The 18533-nt window shown below is 56.4% G+C and carries 19 protein-coding genes; 9 read left to right on the top strand and 10 right to left on the bottom strand.

Annotated features, from left to right (window positions below):
* Positions 1-29: 29 nt before the first annotated feature.
* Positions 30-1505, bottom strand: a complete 1476-nt coding sequence (gene zwf / locus A6013_RS10485; protein ID WP_028013613.1) for a glucose-6-phosphate dehydrogenase — start codon at positions 1503-1505, stop codon at positions 30-32.
* A gap of 358 nt (positions 1506-1863) precedes the next feature.
* On the opposite strand from zwf, the gene A6013_RS10495 reads away from it, so the two are divergent.
* Positions 1864-2733, top strand: a complete 870-nt coding sequence (locus A6013_RS10495) for a MurR/RpiR family transcriptional regulator (RefSeq protein WP_028013615.1) — start codon at positions 1864-1866, stop codon at positions 2731-2733.
* A gap of 139 nt (positions 2734-2872) precedes the next feature.
* Positions 2873-4315 (top strand): pyruvate kinase, encoded by a 1443-nt coding sequence (gene pyk, locus A6013_RS10500; RefSeq protein WP_028013616.1) that lies wholly within the window; start codon positions 2873-2875, stop codon positions 4313-4315.
* A 48-nt stretch (positions 4316-4363) separates the two neighbouring features.
* On the opposite strand, the gene lpxM is transcribed toward pyk, so the two are convergent.
* The 3 genes from lpxM to znuA all read right to left on the bottom strand — a co-directional run bounded on the left by lpxM (position 4364) and on the right by znuA (position 7734).
* Entirely contained in the window at positions 4364-5335 is a 972-nt protein-coding gene (gene lpxM / locus A6013_RS10505) for a lauroyl-Kdo(2)-lipid IV(A) myristoyltransferase (RefSeq protein WP_028013618.1), read from the bottom strand.
* Positions 5336-5454: 119 nt separating this feature from the next.
* Positions 5455-6774 carry a murein DD-endopeptidase MepM gene (gene mepM, locus A6013_RS10510; protein ID WP_028013619.1) on the bottom strand — a complete coding sequence of 440 codons (1320 nt, stop codon included), beginning with the start codon at positions 6772-6774 and terminating at the stop codon, positions 5455-5457.
* A 15-nt stretch (positions 6775-6789) separates the two neighbouring features.
* A complete protein-coding gene (gene znuA / locus A6013_RS10515; protein WP_069733103.1) occupies positions 6790-7734 on the bottom strand; it encodes a zinc ABC transporter substrate-binding protein ZnuA in 945 nt (314 codons plus the stop codon).
* A gap of 77 nt (positions 7735-7811) precedes the next feature.
* On the opposite strand from znuA, the gene znuC reads away from it, so the two are divergent.
* Entirely contained in the window at positions 7812-8567 is a 756-nt protein-coding gene (gene znuC / locus A6013_RS10520; RefSeq protein WP_028013621.1) for a zinc ABC transporter ATP-binding protein ZnuC, read from the top strand.
* Positions 8564-9349, top strand: coding sequence for a zinc ABC transporter permease subunit ZnuB (znuB, locus tag A6013_RS10525; RefSeq protein ID WP_069733028.1), 786 nt, complete (start codon positions 8564-8566; stop codon positions 9347-9349). The genes znuC and znuB overlap by 4 nt, the downstream gene beginning before the upstream one ends.
* 52 nt (positions 9350-9401) lie before the next feature.
* Here znuB and ruvB read toward each other — a convergent pair whose 3' ends face one another.
* The 6 genes from ruvB to aspS form a co-directional block, all read right to left on the bottom strand.
* On the bottom strand, positions 9402-10412 hold the full coding sequence (gene ruvB / locus A6013_RS10530) for a Holliday junction branch migration DNA helicase RuvB (RefSeq protein ID WP_028013623.1): 1011 nt from the start codon (positions 10410-10412) through the stop codon (positions 9402-9404).
* An 8-nt stretch (positions 10413-10420) separates the two neighbouring features.
* On the bottom strand, positions 10421-11035 hold the full coding sequence (ruvA, locus tag A6013_RS10535; RefSeq protein ID WP_028013624.1) for a Holliday junction branch migration protein RuvA: 615 nt from the start codon (positions 11033-11035) through the stop codon (positions 10421-10423).
* Between the two features lie 80 nt (positions 11036-11115).
* Positions 11116-11637 (bottom strand): crossover junction endodeoxyribonuclease RuvC, encoded by a 522-nt coding sequence (ruvC, locus tag A6013_RS10540; protein WP_003859749.1) that lies wholly within the window; start codon positions 11635-11637, stop codon positions 11116-11118.
* 34 nt (positions 11638-11671) lie between these two features.
* A complete protein-coding gene (locus tag A6013_RS10545) occupies positions 11672-12412 on the bottom strand; it encodes a YebC/PmpR family DNA-binding transcriptional regulator (protein ID WP_003859747.1) in 741 nt (246 codons plus the stop codon).
* 27 nt (positions 12413-12439) lie between these two features.
* Positions 12440-12883: a dihydroneopterin triphosphate diphosphatase gene (gene nudB, locus A6013_RS10550; RefSeq protein WP_028013626.1), complete on the bottom strand. Its 444-nt coding sequence runs from the start codon at positions 12881-12883 to the stop codon at positions 12440-12442.
* Between the two features lies 1 nt (position 12884).
* A complete protein-coding gene (gene aspS / locus A6013_RS10555; RefSeq protein ID WP_028013627.1) occupies positions 12885-14657 on the bottom strand; it encodes an aspartate--tRNA ligase in 1773 nt (590 codons plus the stop codon).
* Positions 14658-14921: 264 nt separating this feature from the next.
* On the opposite strand from aspS, the gene A6013_RS10560 reads away from it, so the two are divergent.
* Genes A6013_RS10560 through cmoB form a run of 5 tightly spaced genes read left to right on the top strand, consistent with a single transcriptional unit; the run spans position 14922 to position 18503 of the window.
* Positions 14922-15488 carry a hydrolase gene (locus A6013_RS10560; RefSeq protein WP_028013628.1) on the top strand — a complete coding sequence of 189 codons (567 nt, stop codon included), beginning with the start codon at positions 14922-14924 and terminating at the stop codon, positions 15486-15488.
* Positions 15485-16303, top strand: a complete 819-nt coding sequence (locus A6013_RS10565; RefSeq protein WP_048956525.1) for a DUF72 domain-containing protein — start codon at positions 15485-15487, stop codon at positions 16301-16303. The genes A6013_RS10560 and A6013_RS10565 overlap by 4 nt, the downstream gene beginning before the upstream one ends.
* 52 nt (positions 16304-16355) lie before the next feature.
* Positions 16356-16751, top strand: a complete 396-nt coding sequence (locus A6013_RS10570) for an MAPEG family protein (protein ID WP_028013630.1) — start codon at positions 16356-16358, stop codon at positions 16749-16751.
* 40 nt (positions 16752-16791) lie between these two features.
* A complete protein-coding gene (gene cmoA, locus A6013_RS10575) occupies positions 16792-17535 on the top strand; it encodes a carboxy-S-adenosyl-L-methionine synthase CmoA (protein WP_045260318.1) in 744 nt (247 codons plus the stop codon).
* Positions 17532-18503: a tRNA 5-methoxyuridine(34)/uridine 5-oxyacetic acid(34) synthase CmoB gene (gene cmoB / locus A6013_RS10580; protein WP_028013632.1), complete on the top strand. Its 972-nt coding sequence runs from the start codon at positions 17532-17534 to the stop codon at positions 18501-18503. Before cmoA ends, cmoB begins: the two co-directional genes overlap by 4 nt.
* Positions 18504-18533 lie beyond the last annotated feature (30 nt).

The raw sequence follows: 18533 nt of genomic DNA on the forward strand, positions 1-18533 counted from the left end.
AAATAACACTTTCGGGCTAGTGGATTATCCTACTCAAACTCGTTCCAGGAGCGGCCATCGCGGGTGATCATCGCCACCGACGCCACAGGCCCCCAGGTCCCCGCCTGATACGGTTTTGGCGCATCCTGATCGGCAGCCCAGGCTTCGGTGATGGAATCGACCCATTTCCACGCCTCTTCCACTTCGTCGCGACGCACGAACAGCGCCTGGATACCGCGCATGGTTTCCAGCAGCAGACGCTCATAAGCATCCGCAAGGTGCGTCTGGTTGAAGGTTTCGGAGTAGCTCAGATCCAGCTTGGTGGTCTGCAGGTTGTGCTTATGATCCAGGCCCGGCACTTTGTTGAGGATCTGGATATCCACCCCTTCGTCCGGCTGCAGACGAATGGTCAGCTTGTTCTGCGGCAGCTCCTGCCAGGACTCTTTGAACAGGTTCAGTTCCGGGTTCTTAAAGTAGACAACCACTTCGGAACACTTCGTCGGCAGACGCTTACCGGTACGCAGGTAGAACGGCACGCCCGCCCAGCGCCAGTCGTCGATATCCACGCGGATGGCCACAAACGTCTCGGTGTTGCTGGACTTGTTCGCGCCCTCTTCTTCCAGGTAGCCTGGCACTTTTTTACCTTGCGCAAACCCGGCAGTGTACTGGCCGCGAACGGTTTTCTCGCGCACGTTGGAGCGGTCGATGCGGCGCAGCGACTTCAGCACTTTCACTTTGGCATCGCGGATGCTGTCAGCCGTCAGGTCAGACGGCGGAGACATGGCAATCATGCACAGAATTTGCAGCAGGTGGTTCTGGATCATGTCGCGCATCTGGCCGGCCTGGTCAAAATAACCCCAGCGACCTTCAATCCCCACCTCTTCCGCCACGGTAATTTCCACGTGGTCAATGGTACGGTTGTCCCAGTTATTCACAAACAGGGAGTTAGCGAAACGCAGCGCCAGCAGGTTCAGTACCGTCTCTTTACCGAGATAGTGGTCGATACGGTAGACCTGGCACTCTTCAAAGAACTCGCCCACCTGGTCGTTAATTTCACGCGAGGTAGCCAGCGACGTTCCCAGCGGCTTTTCCATCACCACGCGCGCCGGCTTGGCGTTCAGTTTGGCTTCGCCCAAACCTTTGCAGATGGCACCAAAGGTGCTTGGCGGCATGGCAAAATAGTTAATGGTGACACGGTTTTTCTGATCCAGCATGGCACCCAGACGGGAAAACGCGCTAACGTCATTAACGTCCAGGTTGCAGAAATCGAGACGACCGCTGAGGGTATCCCACAAACTTTCATCAATTTTTTCCTTCATGAAAGTTTCGAGCGCCTCGCGGACAACTTTGGTATAAGCGTCCTTGTCCCAGTCGGCGCGCCCAACACCCAGGATACGCGTATCCGGATGAATTTGGCCCGCTTTCTCCAGTTGATACAGGGAAGGCAGCAATTTTCGGCGTGCAAGATCGCCTTTCGCGCCGAAAATGACCAGGTCACATGCCTGGGCTGTTTGCGTTACCGCCATGTCATTCTCCTCAGTTGGATCACCTGGTGCTTCTGCCAGGTATCGTTGTAATTTTATTACAATGCACTGTACTGCTTTTACGTCATTCCCGAAACCATTAGCGCTTATCGTCTCGTGCGATACGGCGATTTTTCGCCATTCAGCCGATTATGGCGACGTAATGACGCAACAGCCGTCGATAATTTGCGCAACAGGGTCATAGCAAAACCCGACATCGATCAAGTAATGAAAAAAAACAACAACATTATCTTGTCGACTGTTACCCTTTAGGGAAGCCACAGGGGTAATATCGGCTAATCGAATCAAGATTTCATCAATGAGTGAAATCGTTTCCACCCCCATGAGCGCCTTGTTAACAATGAACATGCTTGAAAAAATCCAGTATCAACTGGAACACCTTAGCAAATCCGAGCGAAAAGTGGCTGAAGTCATTCTGGCCGCGCCCGCTCAGGCGATTCATTCAAGCATCGCCGCTCTGGCTCAGGAAGCGGGCGTCAGTGAACCGACGGTCAACCGCTTCTGCCGCAGCCTGGAAACGCGCGGCTTTCCTGATTTTAAACTGCATCTGGCACAAAGTCTGGCAAACGGCACCCCCTATGTTAATCGTAATGTGGATGAAGACGACAGCGTAGATGCCTATACGGCAAAAATATTTGAGTCGGCCATGGCCACGCTCGATCACGTTCGTCAAAGTCTGGATATGAGTTCAGTAAACCGCGCGGTGGATTTACTCACCCAGGCCAAACGCATTGCATTCTTCGGTCTTGGCTCGTCAGCCGCCGTGGCGCACGACGCCATGAATAAATTCTTCCGCTTTAACGTGCCGGTTATTTATTCCGATGACATTGTGCTGCAACGCATGAGCTGTATGAATTGCAGTGAGGATGACGTCGTGGTACTGATTTCGCACACTGGCCGCACCAAAAGCCAGGTTGAGCTGGCGCAGCTGGCCCGTGAAAACGATGCCATGGTAATCGCCCTCACCACCGCCGGCACGCCGCTGGCGCGGGAGGCGACTCTCGCCATTACCCTGGACGTGCCTGAGGATACCGACATGTATATGCCAATGGTGTCCCGTCTGGCGCAACTCACGGTAATCGACGTGCTGGCGACCGGATTTACCTTACGCCGGGGCGCAAAATTCCGAGATAACTTGAAGCGAGTCAAGGAAGCGCTGAAGGAATCGCGTTTTGATAAAGAATTGCTTATAAAGAGCGATGTTCCCTGAAAGTAGATAACGAAGACGTAACCCATAATTAGATGTAACGATTTTCGGCATTCGGCCCCCTCTTTGCTGCCTTGCGGTAGATGAAGGTCGATTCAATGTTCACGCAACACCAAAGTTGTTTCAGTCAACGGAGTATTACATGTCCAGAAGGCTTCGCAGAACCAAGATCGTCACCACCTTAGGCCCGGCCACCGATCGCGATAATAACCTCGAAAAGATTATCGCCGCTGGCGCCAACGTGGTGCGTATGAACTTCTCTCACGGTACGCCAGAAGACCATAAATTGCGTGCCGATAAAGTGCGTGAGATCGCCGCTAAGCTGGGCCGCCACGTCGCTATCCTCGGCGACCTGCAGGGTCCAAAAATTCGTGTATCAACCTTTAAAGAAGGTAAAGTTTTCCTCAATATCGGCGACAAATTCCTGCTGGATGCCAACCTCGGCAAAGGCGAAGGCGATAAAGAGAAAGTCGGGATCGACTATAAAGGCCTGCCGGCTGATGTGGTACCTGGCGATATCCTGCTGCTCGACGACGGTCGCGTCCAGCTGAAGGTGCTGGAAGTTCAGGGGATGAAAGTGTTCACTGAAGTCACCGTCGGCGGCCCGCTCTCCAACAATAAAGGCATCAACAAACTGGGCGGCGGCCTCTCTGCGGAAGCCCTGACCGACAAAGACAAAGCGGATATCGTAACGGCGGCCCAGATCGGCGTTGACTACCTGGCGGTCTCCTTCCCACGCTGTGGCGAAGATCTGAACTATGCGCGCCGCCTGGCCCGTGACGCAGGCTGTGATGCCAAAATTGTCGCTAAGGTTGAACGCGCGGAAGCCGTGTGCGATCAGGATGCGATGGACGATGTGATCCTCGCCTCTGACGTGGTAATGGTTGCCCGTGGCGATCTGGGCGTGGAAATCGGCGACCCTGAACTTGTCGGTATCCAGAAAGCGCTGATTCGTCGCGCACGTCAGCTGAACCGCGCGGTGATCACCGCCACCCAGATGATGGAATCCATGATCACTAACCCAATGCCAACCCGTGCGGAAGTCATGGACGTCGCTAACGCCGTGCTGGACGGTACCGATGCAGTGATGTTGTCAGCGGAAACTGCGGCGGGCCAGTATCCGGCAGAAACGGTGGCCGCAATGGCGCGCGTCTGCCTGGGCGCGGAGAAGATCCCAAGCATTAACGTCTCCAAGCACCGCCTGGATATCCAGTTCGACAATGTGGAAGAAGCGATTGCGATGTCCGCCATGTATGCGGCCAACCATCTGAAAGGCGTTACGGCGATCATCACCATGACCGAATCTGGCCGCACCGCGCTGATGACCTCTCGCATCAGCTCCGGCCTGCCGATTTTCGCTATGTCACGCCACGAGCGTACGCTGAACCTGACGGCGCTGTACCGCGGTGTTACCCCGGTACACTTCGACAGCACCAATGACGGCGTAGCCGCGGCGCACGATGCCGTAAATCTGCTGCGCGATAAAGGTTACCTGGTGTCTGGTGATATCGTCATCGTGACGCAGGGTGACGTGATGAGCACCATCGGCTCAACCAACACCACGCGCGTACTGACCGTAGAGTAAGATCCGATCCCCTCTCCCCTAAGGGGAGAGGGGCAAGGTGAAGGTCTTCTATTTCCTCGGGTAAAGCTCTTTACGCTTATAGGGCTCCGTCTCTCCCGGCTTCCGCGTTTTCAGCAGCTTCAGTATCCACGTGTACTGTTCGGTATGCGGCCCCACCAGCAGCTCCACCTCTTCGTTCATGCGGCGCGCGATGGTGCGATCGTCCGCGGTCAGCAGGTCGTCCATCGGCGGACGGACTTCAATGCTCAGACGATGCGTTTTACCGTCGTAAACCGGAAAGAGCGGGATCACGCGGGCGCGGCAGACCTTCATCAGGCGCCCAATCGCGGGGAGCGTGGCTTTGTAGGTCGCAAAGAAGTCGACAAACTCGCTGTGCTCGGGTCCGTGGTCCTGGTCCGGCAGATAGTAGCCCCAGTACCCCTGACGTACCGACTGAATAAACGGCTTGATGCCGTCGTTACGCGCATGCAAACGTCCGCCAAAACGACGACGTACCGTATTCCAGACAAAATCGTAGATTTTATTGCCCTGGTTATGGAACATCGCCGCCATTTTCTGCCCCTGGGAAGCCATCAGCATTGCCGGGATATCCACGCCCCAGCCGTGCGGCACGAGGAAAATGACCTTCTCATCATTGCGACGCATTTCGTCGATGATTTCCAGCCCTTTCCAGTCAACGCGGTCGATGATTTTTTCCGGTCCTTTCAGCGCCAGCTCCGCCATCATCGCCATGGCCTGCGGTGCGGTGGTATACATCGCGTCGATGATGGCCTCGCGCTCGGCATCGCTTTTTTCAGGAAAACAGTAATAGAGGTTGATCTGCGCACGACGACGCGCGCTTTTACCTAAGCGTCCGGCCAGACGGCCAATTTTTCCCAGTACGGGATCGCGCAGCGCGGCAGGCAGCATAGCGATGCCCGCAAAGGTGTAAACCCCCAGCCAGGCGCCCCAGTTGCGCGGGTGTCGAAAGGATTTTTCAAACTCAGGAATGTATTCAATATTATTTTTTTTTGTTTCCATGCTGGTTCCAGGGTCTGGTGACGCAAAAAATTATTCAGATAGTGTAGCGAGGCAGTCGCCCACGCACAAAAGAAAAAGCCGGCGCATGCTGACACCGGCTTTTTTCAAAAACAGAGAGCTTAGTTTAAGCTCAGCTGCGGTATCACCTCTCTCGCCTGCGCCAGGTAATCGGAACGATCTTTACCTGTCAGGCCTTCGGTGCGCGGCAGTTTGGCCGTCAGTGGGTTCACGGCCTGCTGGTTGATCCACACTTCATAGTGCAGATGCGGGCCAGTAGAGCGTCCGGTGTTGCCGGAGAGCGCGATACGGTCGCCGCGTTTCACTTTCTGCCCCGGTTTGACCAGCAGCTTACGCAGGTGCATATAGCGGGTGGTATAGGTACGACCGTGACGGATAGCCACGTAATAGCCCGCTGCACCGCTGCGTTTTGCCATCACCACTTCGCCATCACCAACGGACAGCACCGGCGTGCCCTGCGGCATCGCGAAGTCTACCCCGCGGTGAGGCGCAACGCGCCCGGTAACCGGGTTCAGACGACGCGGGTTAAAGTTAGAGGATACGCGGAACTGTTTCGCCGTCGGGAAACGCAGGAAGCCTTTCGCAAGGCCTGTACCGCTGCGGTCATAGAACTTGCCGTCTTCAGCGCGAATGGCGTAGTAATCTTTTCCCTCGGAGCGCAGACGCACCCCCAGCAGCTGGCTCTGCTCGCGCTTGCCGTCCAGCATTTCGCGGGACATCAGGACGGAAAACTCATCGCCTTTCTTCAGCTTACGGAAATCCATCTGCCACTGCATGGCTTTGATCACCGCGCTGATTTCACCGCTGGTCAGGCCCGCATCACGGGCGCTGGAAACAAAGCTTCCGCCCACGGTACCTTTCATCACGCTGTTAACCCAGTCGCCTTTCTGCATTTCACTGGTCATTTTGAAACCGTTTGCAGTGCGGTCATAGGTGCGGGTTTCGCGGCGGGACATTTCCCAAGTCAAACGCTGAAGATCGCCATCCGCCGTTAATGTCCAGGAGAGCTGTTGCCCGATTTTCAGGTTACGCAGGTCTTTATCCGCAGCGGCCAGCTGGCTGATATTGCCCATGTCGATACCGTACTGGTTGAGCACACTGCTCAGCGTGTCACCGGTAGAGACAACGTATTCGTGGATCCCCGCTTCGTTCTCGGTTTTATCGTCCAGTTCATCCTGAGGGATAGCTTCATCTTCCTGAGCGGCCTGGTCGATAGGCTCGCTGGCTTCAGGCAGCAAAGAGCGGATCTCGCTCTTTTCAAGCTCAATGGTTTTAATGATAGGGGCAGAACTCGGGTGGTAAACATAGGGCCGCCAGACGGCGACCGCTAAGGTGAGAACTGTAAGCGACCCCAGCATAACGCGGTGGGGTCGAGGCAGATTGTTAAATGCCAGGGCGACAGAGCGGGCTATCTGTTGCACGTATTCACTTCCTCGTTAATCTCCTTTCAGGCAGCTCGCATACTGGTTCGCCAGTTGGCTGAGGAACTGCGAATAGCTCGCTTTGCTCAACTGGATATTCGTACCTAGCGGGTCAAGGGTTCCCATGCGCACGGATGTTCCCCTGGCCACGGCTTCTACGACCGCTGGCCTGAACTGTGGCTCAGCAAAAACGCATGTCGCTTTCTGCTCAACCAACTGTGTTCTGATTTCATGTAAACGCTGCGCACCAGGTTGAATTTCAGGGTTGACGGTAAAGTGCCCAAGCGGGGTCAGGCCGTAGTGTTTTTCGTAGTAGCCGTAGGCGTCATGAAAAACGAAATACCCTTTTCCTTTCAACGGTGCGAGCTCATTACCTACCTGCTTATCGGTTGCGGCTAATTGTGCCTCAAAATCCTTCAGGTTGGCGTCTAGTTTGGCTCGACTTTGCGGCATAAGTTCCACTAATTTGTCATGGATTGCAACCGCTGAAAGCCGCGCTATCTCTGGGGATAGCCAGAGATGCATGTTGTACTCGCCGTGATGGTGATCTCCATCACCTTTTTCACCCTCTGCAGCGTGATGGTCATGTTCGTCACCGTCATCATCCGCCCCTTTCATGAGCAACGGTTTCACGCCGGAAAGCCCGGCAATCGCGACCTGTTTTTCATTAGCAATCTGTTTGGCGGATTTCTGCATGAATGCTTCCATCTCCGGACCAATCCAGACAACTAAGTCTGCGTTTTGTAAGCGTTTTACATCAGACGGGCGCAGAGAATAGTCATGCTCTGAGGCCCCGTCAGGGAGCAGAACCTGGGTTTCCGTTACCCCATCGGCAATGGCCGACGCGATGAATCCAAGCGGTTTAAGCGAAGCAACAACGGCAGCGTTAACATCTTGTGCGGTTGTTCCCCAAAGGGCAGCGGATAATGCTGCGAAAAGAAGCGTATTTTTATGTAACATAATGCGACTAATCATCGTAGTGAATGCGTGGGATGTGATATTATAACATTCGTTGACTTCTTCAAGCTTAAATTGACATGACGACTCTGGTTTCTCTCGACAATATTTCGGTCTCCTTTGGCCAGCGCCGCGTCCTCTCTGACGTATCGCTGGATCTCAAGCCCGGAAAAATTCTGACGCTGCTCGGCCCCAATGGCGCAGGTAAATCCACTCTGGTGCGCGTGGTGCTGGGTCTGGTTACACCGGATGAAGGTGTAATCACGCGCGAGGAAAAATTGCGGATCGGCTATGTGCCGCAAAAATTACATCTGGACGCCACCCTGCCGCTGACGGTAAATCGTTTTCTGCGTCTGCGTCCCGGCACGCGAAAAGCCGATATTCTCCCGGCACTGAAGCGCGTGCAGGCGGGCCACCTTATCGACGCGCCATTGCAGAAGCTGTCCGGCGGTGAGACGCAGCGCGTTTTGCTGGCCCGTGCGCTGCTGAGCAGCCCGCAGCTGCTGGTGCTGGATGAGCCAACCCAGGGCGTGGACGTCAATGGTCAGGTCGCGCTTTATGATTTGATCGACCAGCTGCGCCGCGAACTGAACTGCGCCGTGCTGATGGTCTCCCATGACCTGCATCTGGTGATGGCGAAAACCGACGAAGTGCTGTGTCTCAACCATCACATTTGCTGTTCCGGCACGCCTGAAGTGGTCTCAATGCACCCGGAATTTATCTCCATGTTCGGCCCTCGCGGCGCTGAACAGCTTGGCATTTATCGCCATCATCATAATCACCGCCATGATTTGCAGGGACGAATCGTTCTGCGTCGGGGAAATGGACACTCATGATTGAACTGTTACTGCCCGGCTGGCTGGCCGGGGTTATGCTTGCCTGCGCCGCAGGCCCACTCGGCTCGTTTGTGGTGTGGCGCAGAATGTCTTACTTCGGTGATACCCTGGCGCATGCGTCACTGCTGGGCGTTGCCTTTGGTTTGCTGCTGGATGTGAATCCCTTTTACGCGGTCATTGTGGTCACGCTGCTGCTGGCGGCCGGTCTGGTCTGGCTGGAGAAGCGCCCTCACCTCGCGATTGATACGCTGCTTGGCATCATGGCGCACAGCGCGCTGTCGCTGGGTCTGGTCGTTGTTAGCCTGATGTCAAATATCCGCGTTGACCTGATGGCCTACCTGTTTGGCGATCTGCTGGCCGTGACGCCTGACGATCTCATCGCGATCGCCATTGGCGTGGTGGTGGTTCTGGGTATTCTGCTGTGGCAGTGGCGGAATTTACTGGCAATGACCGTCAGCCCGGATTTAGCCTTCGTCGACGGCGTGAAGCTGCAGCGCGTGAAGCTGCTGCTGATGCTGGTTACGGCGTTAACGATTGGCGTGGCGATGAAGTTTGTCGGGGCACTGATCATCACGTCGCTGCTGATTATCCCTGCCGCCACGGCGCGCCGTTTTGCACGTACGCCAGAGCAAATGGCCGGTATCGCGGTGATTATCGGGATGATTGCCGTCACGGGCGGGTTAACCTTTTCGGCGTTTTATGACACGCCAGCCGGACCGTCGGTGGTCTTGAGCGCGGCGGTGTTGTTTGTTTTCAGTATGATGAAAAAGACCGCGCAGTAGTGAGCATGTCCCCGGTGGCGCTTCGCTTACCGGGGCTACCATTTATCGCTACTTACGGCATCGCGGGCGGCGTAATACCGAAATGATTCCACGCCCGCACCGTCGCCATACGACCACGTGGGGTACGCTGTAAGAAGCCCTGCTGGATCAGATACGGCTCCAGCACATCTTCAATCGTCTCACGCTCTTCGCCAATTGCCGCCGCCAGGTTATCCAGCCCGACCGGCCCGCCAAAGAACTTGTCCAGCACCGCCAGCAGCAGTTTGCGATCCATATAGTCAAAGCCTTCAGCATCGACGTTCAGCATATCCAGCGCCTGAGCGGCGATCTCGGCGGAAATCGAACCATCGTGCTTCACTTCAGCAAAGTCACGCACGCGGCGCAGCAGGCGGTTGGCAATACGCGGCGTACCGCGGGAACGCTTCGCCACTTCATATGCCCCCTCTTCGCTCATATCCAGCCCCATGTAGCGCGCGCTGCGCCCCACGATATGCTGAAGATCGGGTACCTGATAAAACTCCAGACGCTGAACGATGCCAAAGCGGTCGCGCAGCGGAGAGGTTAGCGACCCGGCGCGCGTCGTGGCGCCAATCAGGGTAAACGGCGGCAGATCGATTTTGATGGAGCGCGCGGCCGGGCCTTCGCCGATCATAATATCCAGCTGGTAATCTTCCATCGCCGGATAGAGCACTTCCTCTACCACCGGTGACAGGCGGTGGATCTCATCGATAAACAGCACGTCATGCGGTTCAAGGTTGGTCAGCATCGCCGCCAGATCGCCCGCTTTCTCCAGCACCGGGCCGGAGGTGGTACGCAGGTTGACGCCCATTTCATTGGCGACGATATTCGCCAGGGTAGTTTTACCTAACCCCGGCGGGCCAAAAATCAGCAGGTGATCGAGCGCATCGCCGCGCAGCTTTGCCGCCTGGATGAAAATCTCCATCTGGGAACGTACCTGCGGCTGGCCGATGTACTCATCAAGCAGCTTCGGGCGGATCGCACGATCCACCACGTCTTCTGCCTGAAGGGTGCCTGCCGATACCAGGCGGTCTGCTTCAATCATCCTTTACCTCACAATGCAGCGCGCAGCGCTTCACGAATCAGAGTTTCACTGCTGGCGTCCGGTTTGGCAATTTTGCTCACCATCCGGCTGGCCTCCTGAGGTTTATAGCCCAGCGCCACCAGCGCGGCAACCGCTTCCTGCTCGGCGTCATCATCAGAGGCAGGCGCACCCGGAGCAGTCAGAACCAAATCGGCAGCCGGAGTGAACAGATCGCCGTGCAGACCTTTAAAGCGGTCTTTCATCTCAACAATCAGACGCTCTGCGGTTTTCTTACCAATGCCCGGAAGCTTAACCAGCGCCGCGGGATCTTCGCGCTCAACGGCATTCACAAACTGCGGAGCGGACATGCCGGACAAAATCGCCAGCGCCAGCTTAGGCCCCACACCGTTGGTTTTAATCAGCTCGCGAAACAGGGTGCGTTCCTGCTTGTTGTTAAAGCCGTACAGCAGCTGAGCGTCTTCACGCACCACAAACTGGGTAAAGACAATCGCCTCTTTGCCCGCGTCCGGCAGCTCGTAGAAACAGGTCATCGGCATATGGACTTCATAGCCCACGCCACCCACTTCCAGCAGCACTAACGGGGGTTGTTTTTCAATGATGATGCCTCTGAGTCTGCCTATCACGTGACGCTCCTGCGTTCTGGGAGAAATTAACTGCCGACATAATAAAAAAAGGCTGGATGTTTATCCAGCCTGATTTCTGATTATCGTAACCTGCCTCGCGCCAGATTGAGCCGCGACTCGCTCATTTGCATCGCGTTCTGGCTGACGTGGCAGTGGGTAATTGCAATCGCCAGCGCATCGGCGGCGTCGGCCTGCGGGTTCGCGGGAAGCTTCAGCAGGGTGCGCACCATGTGCTGCACCTGGCTCTTCTCCGCACTACCGATGCCCACCACCGTCTGCTTGACCTGCCTTGCCGCGTATTCGAATACCGGCAAATCCTGGTTCACCGCAGCCACGATGGCCACCCCACGCGCCTGACCGAGCTTCAGCGCCGAATCCGCGTTCTTCGCCATAAAGACCTGCTCAATGGCGAAATAGTCTGGCTGAAACTGGGTGATGATCTCCGATACGCCCGCATAAATAAGCTTGAGGCGCGACGGCAGATCGTCCACTTTGGTGCGAATGCATCCACTGCCGAGGTAGGTTAGCTGGCGTCCCACCTGACGGATAACGCCATACCCGGTGACGCGTGAGCCGGGGTCAATCCCGAGGATAATCGACATCACGCGTCTCCCGTAAACGGTTTACAGGCTCTCATCAGAGAGTCGCTGCAACCTCATCAGAGATTTCACCGTTGTGGTACACTTCCTGCACGTCGTCGCAGTCTTCCAGCATGTCGATCAGACGCAGCAGTTTCGGTGCGGTTTCTGCATCCATATCCGCTTTGGTGGACGGAATCATGGAGACTTCAGCGTTGTCCGCTTTCAGGCCCGCAGCTTCCAGCGCATCGCGCACGGCACCCATCTCTTCCCACGCGGTGTAGACGTCAATGGCACCATCATCGTAGGTCACCACGTCTTCCGCACCCGCTTCCAGCGCCGCTTCCATGATCGCATCTTCGTCGCCTTTCTCGAAAGAGATGACGCCTTTTTTGCTGAACAGGTAAGCTACGGAGCCGTCAGTGCCCAGGTTGCCGCCGGTTTTGGTGAACGCGTGGCGCACTTCCGCAACGGTACGGTTACGGTTGTCAGACAGGCATTCAACCATCACCGCAGTACCGCCAGGGCCGTAACCTTCATAAATGATGGTTTCCATGTTCGCGTCTTCATCACCGCCCACGCCGCGTGCGATAGCACGGTTCAGGGTGTCACGCGTCATGTTGTTAGACAGCGCTTTATCTACCGCCGCGCGCAGGCGTGGGTTAGAAGCCGGGTCGCCGCCGCCCAGACGCGCTGCTGTCACCAGCTCGCGAATGATTTTGGTAAAGATCTTACCGCGCTTGGCATCCTGTGCCGCTTTACGGTGTTTGGTGTTGGCCCACTTACTATGACCTGCCATAAAAAGTTCTCCAAAAATCGCGCCTTCTCAGGCCGCGTTAATTACAAATTCTTCAATCGCCTGCCGGTTGCTCCACGACTTGGTCAGTGCGGCGGCATCCGCCGCGTTCACCCAGCGGTAGTTCAGGTGTTCGGTAAACACGATCTCCCGCTCATGGGGGAGCGCGAGACAGAACCATGACTCCGTGTTGCGCTCAATGCCCGGCGCATAGCGATGACGTAAATGGCTAAAAATTTCAAACTCCACCGTGCGCTGACAGTCCTTCAGGGTCAGTTGCTCATGAGCAACGTCAATGGCGACCTCTTCCTTTACTTCACGCGCGGCGGCCTGCGGCGCGGTCTCCCCCTCTTCCAGGCTGCCGGTAACCGACTGCCAGAAATCAGGATCGTCGCGCCGCTGCAACATCAGCACCCGCTTCGTGTCTTCTGCATAAATGACCACCAGGACAGAAACGGGAAGCTTATATGCCATATCAGTTTTTCTCTTCCTTCTTCACCACTTCAATGCCCAGCTCGGCCAGCGCTGCCGGGTTGGCAAAGCTTGGCGCTTCGGTCATCAGACACGCTGCGGCAGTGGTTTTCGGGAAGGCGATAACGTCACGAATGTTATCGGTGCCGGTCAGCAGCATGGTCAGACGGTCGAGACCGAAGGCCAGACCCGCGTGCGGCGGTGTGCCGTACTTCAGGGCGTCCAGCAGGAAGCCAAACTTCTCGCGCTGTTCCTGCTCGTTAATACCCAGAATGCCGAACACGGTCTGCTGCATTTCACCGCTGTGAATACGCACGGAACCGCCGCCCACTTCATAGCCGTTGATAACCATGTCATAAGCGTTTGCCACTGCCTCTTCCGGCGCCGCTTTCAGCTCTGCCGCCGTCATCTCTTTTGGCGAGGTGAACGGGTGGTGCATCGCGGTCAGGCCGCCTTCACCGTCGTCTTCAAACATCGGGAAGTCGATAACCCACAGTGGCGCCCATTTGCTTTCGTCGGTCAGGTTCAGGTCTTTGCCGAGCTTCAGACGCAGCGCGCCCATCGCATCCGCAACGACTTTCTTGTTGTCTGCGCCGAAGAAGATCATGTCGCCGTCCTGCGCACCGGTGCGCTCAAGGATCGCTTCCACGATGTCCGCGTTCAGGAATTTCGCCACCGGGCTGGTGATCCCTTCCAGACCTTTCGCACGCTCGGTCACTTTAATATAGGCCAGACCTTTCGCGCCGTAGATCTTAATAAAGTTGCCGTAGTCATCAATCTGCTTACGGCTCAGCGCCGCGCCGCCCGGTACGCGCAGGGCAGCCACGCGGCCTTTCGGATCGTTAGCCGGTCCCGCGAATACCGCGAACTCAACGGATTTCACCAGGTCAGCCACGTCCACCAGCTCCATCGGGTTACGCAGGTCTGGTTTGTCGGAGCCGTAGCGACGTTCCGCTTCGGCGAAGGTCATGATCGGGAAATCGCCCAGCTCAACGCCCTTCACGTCATTCCACAGGCTACGCACCAGCGCTTCCATCACTTCACGCACCTGTTCGGCGGTCATGAAGGAAGTTTCAACATCGATCTGGGTAAATTCTGGCTGACGATCAGCGCGCAGGTCTTCGTCGCGGAAGCACTTAACGATTTGATAATAGCGGTCGAAGCCGGACATCATCAGCAGCTGTTTGAAGAGCTGCGGTGACTGCGGCAGCGCGTAGAATTTGCCTTTATGAACGCGGGATGGCACCAGGTAATCGCGCGCGCCTTCCGGCGTGGCTTTGGTCAGCATCGGGGTTTCAATATCGAGGAAACCGTGGTCATCCATAAAGCGACGCACCAGGCTGGTGATTTTCGCACGGGTTTTCAGGCGCTGAGCCATTTCCGGACGACGCAGATCCAGGTAGCGGTATTTCAGACGCGCTTCTTCAGTGTTGACGTGGTTGGAGTCCAGCGGCAGCGCTTCGGCACGGTTGATGATAACCAGATCGGACGCCAGCACTTCGATAGCGCCCGTCGCCATGTCTGCGTTAACGTTTTTCTCGTCACGCGCACGCACGGTGCCGGTGACCTGAATGCAGAACTCATTACGCAGCTCAGAGGCCAGCTTCAGCGCATCTGCGCGATCCGGGTCGAAGAACACCTGAACGATACCTTCACGGTCGCGCATATCGATGAAGATAAGGCTACCAAGATCACGACGACGGTTGACCCAACCACACAGGGTGACCTGCTGTCCGACGTGGGACTGACGCAGCTGCCCGCAATATTCTGTACGCATGAGATATCCCTTAATTAGCCGCAGGCTAAATGTCGCCTGGTATGCAGGCTACTATGTCGCAGCTTTCTGTATGTCACAACTGGATGAAAAAAGGCGGCTATTATACTGGAAATTCCGCCGGACGATAAGAGCGAACCACCGCCAGACGGTCGTTTGCTGCACTCTTATTGCGCATTCTCACAAAAATTAACAAAATTATCCGACCGATAACAGGTCATCACGTCGTAAGGTGTTACGGAAGTGATTAATTTACCTGGAGTGACGATGTTAACACTTGATGCCCGCAAAACCGCGCTTGTTGTGATTGATTTACAGGAAGGGATCCTGCCCTTCGCCGGTGGCCCACACGCAGCGGATGAAGTCGTCAGCCGCGCCGCTCGCCTGGCCGAGAAGTGCCGCGCCATCGGTGCCCCTGTGGTCATGGTGCGCGTAGGCTGGTCCGCTGATTTCGCCGAGGCGTTAAAACAGCCCGTTGATGCCCAGGCGCCCGCGCATACCCTGCCGGAAAACTGGTGGACGTACCCGGTGTCGCTGGGCAAACGCGACAGCGATATCGAAGTGACTAAACGCCAGTGGGGCGCGTTCTACGGGACCGACCTTGAGCTGCAGCTTCGCCGCCGCGGTATCGACACCATTATTCTGTGCGGCATATCCACCAACATCGGCGTGGAATCGACAGCCCGTAACGCCTGGGAACTGGGCTTTAATCTGGTGATTGCTGAAGATGCCTGCAGCGCGGCTTCCGCCGAACAGCATCAGGGCAGCATGACCCATATCTTCCCGCGCATCGGACGCGTGCGCAGCACGGATGAGATTTTAAGCGCGCTATGATGTACGTGGGCCTGCCCCAGTGGTCGCACCCGAAATGGGTGCGCCTGGGCATTACCAGCCTTGAAGAGTATGCCCGACACTTTAACTGCGTCGAGGGTAACACCACGCTGTATGCGCTGCCCAAAGCCGAGATAGTCGAACGCTGGCGGGAGCAAACGACGGACGATTTCCGTTTCTGCTTTAAGTTTCCGGCGACCATTTCCCACCAGGCCGCGCTGCGCAACTGCGGGGACTTAACGGAAGAATTTTTCACGCGCATGTCGCCGCTGGCGAACCGAATTGGACAATACTGGCTCCAGCTTCCCGCCACGTTTGGCCCGCGCGATCTGCCCGCCCTGTGGCAGTTCCTGGATGCCCTGCCCCGCGAATTCACCTACGGCGTGGAAGTCCGACATCAGGACTTCTTTGCGAAAGGCGAAGCCGAAAAAGCGCTCAACCGGGGCCTGCTGGATCGTTCCGTTAACCGGGTGATCCTCGACAGTCGTCCGGTGCACAGCGCGGTACCGCATAACGAGGCCATCGTTGATGCTCAGCGTAAAAAACCGAAAGTGCCGGTCCACGCCATCGTGACCGCACAGAACCCGATGGTCAGGTTCATCGGCAGCGACAATATGCAGCAAAATCAGGCGATGTTCGCCGTCTGGCTGCAAAAACTCGCGAGCTGGGAGCACACCACCACGCCGTACCTCTTTTTGCACACGCCGGATATTGCTCAGGCGCCCGAACTGGTCGATGCTCTGTGGCAGGCCTTGCAGGCAGCGGTGCCGTCCGTGGGCAGCGTCCCTTCCATCCCACAACAATCTTCTCTTTTCTGATATCACCCCCTATCATAGTGAAGTGCCATCTGCCAAAAAACAGGGAGTTTGTATGGTCAGCGCGCTGTATGCGGTGTTAGGTGCATTACTGCTGATTAAATTTTCGTTTGATGTTGTGCGCCTCAGGATGCAGTACCGCGTCTCTTATGGCGACGGCGGTTTCTCCGAACTGCAAAGCGCTATTCGCATTCACGGTAATGCGGTGGAATACATCCCCGTTGCTCTCATCCTGCTGCTGTTTATGGAGATGAATGGCGCGGAAACCTGGATGGTGCATATTTGTGGCCTGATGCTTATTGCCGGCCGGTTAATGCATTATTACGGCTTTCACCACCGTTTATTCCGCTGGCGTCGTTCCGGCATGAGCGCTACCTGGTGTTCGCTTTTGCTGATGGTGCTGGCTAACCTGTGGTATATGCCGTGGGAGTTGGTTTTCTCCCTCCATTAGCGCACAATACGCCACTTTATTTTTCCCGGATTTTTACGTTATGTCAGATCGCGACACGCTTTTTTCCGCGCCTATCGCCAGCCTGGGCGACTGGACCTTCGATGAACGGGTAGCCGAAGTCTTCCCGGATATGATCCAGCGCTCTGTTCCCGGTTATTCCAATATTATCTCTATGATCGGTATGCTGGCTGAGCGCTTCGTTCAACCCGGTACGCAGGTCTATGACCTGGGCTGCTCGCTCGGCGCGGCAACGCTGTCGGTACGTCGTAACATTCATCACGATGGCTGCCGAATCATTGCCGTCGATAACTCCCCGGCCATGGTGGAACGCTGCCGTCGCCATATTGACGCGTACAAAGCGCCCGTTCCGGTGGACGTGGTGGAAGGCGATATCCGCGAGATCGAGATTAACAACGCCTCGATGGTAGTGCTGAATTTTACCCTGCAGTTCCTGGTGCCTGAAGACCGCCAGCTGCTGCTGGACAAAATTTACCAGGGGCTGAATCCCGGCGGCGCGCTGGTGCTTTCTGAGAAATTCAGCTTTGAGGATGCCAAAGTAGGCGAGCTGCTGTTCAACATGCACCACGATTTCAAACGGGCGAACGGCTACAGCGAGCTGGAGATCAGCCAGAAGCGCAGCATGCTGGAAAACGTGATGCTGACGGACTCCGTGGAAACCCATAAAGCGCGCCTGCACAAAGCCGGTTTTGAGCACAGCGAACTGTGGTTCCAGTGCTTTAACTTTGGCTCTCTGGTGGCGCTAAAAGCCGGGGATGCCGCATGATTGAATTCAGCAACTTTTATCAGCTGATTGCTAAAAACCATCTTTCCCACTGGCTGGAGACCCTGCCGGCGCAGATTGCCGCCTGGCAGCGCGATCAGCAGCACGGCCTGTTAAAGCAGTGGTCAAATGCCGTGGAGTATCTGCCGGAGCTGACGCCGCATCGTCTGGATTTACTGCACAGCGTGACGGCGGAAAGCGCAGAGCCGCTCCCTGCCGGGCAGATCAACCGCATCGAAACGCTGATGCGTAATTTAATGCCGTGGCGCAAAGGGCCGTTCTCGCTGTACGGCGTGAACATCAATACCGAGTGGCGCTCAGACTGGAAGTGGGATCGCGTACTGCCGCACCTTTCCGACCTGACCGGGCGCACCATTCTGGACGTAGGCTGCGGCAGCGGTTACCACATGTGGCGCATGATTGGCGCGGGAGCCCATCTGGCGGTCGGCATCGACCCGATGCAGCTCTTCCTGTGCCAGTTTGAGGCGGTGCGAAAACTGCTCGGCAACGACCAGCGCGCTCACCTGCTGCCGCTGGGCATAGAGCAGCTCCCTGCCCTGAAAGCGTTCGATACCGTCTTCTCGATGGGCGTGCTGTATCATCGTCGTTCCCCGCTTGAACACCTGTGGCAGCTCAAAGATCAGCTGGTCAGCGGCGGCGAGCTGGTGCTGGAAACGCTGGTGATTGAAGGCGATGAGCATGCGGTTCTGGTGCCGGGCGATCGCTACGCGCAGATGCGCAACGTTTACTTCATCCCGTCCGCGCTGGCGCTGAAAAACTGGCTGGAGAAATGCGGATTTGTGGATGTGCGCATTGCCGATGTTTGCGTAACGTCTATCGAAGAGCAGCGCCGCACCGACTGGATGATCACCGAATCGCTGGAGCAGTTCCTCGACCCGGCCGACCACAGCAAAACCGTTGAAGGCTATCCTGCACCGATGCGTGCGGTGTTGATTGCGACCAAGCCGTAGTTTTTCCCTCTCCCCTGTGGGGTGAGGGGA

Source organism: Enterobacter sp. IF2SW-B1 (genome assembly GCF_001743375.1).
In the GTDB taxonomy this organism is placed as follows: Bacteria; Pseudomonadota; Gammaproteobacteria; order Enterobacterales; family Enterobacteriaceae; genus Enterobacter; species Enterobacter bugandensis.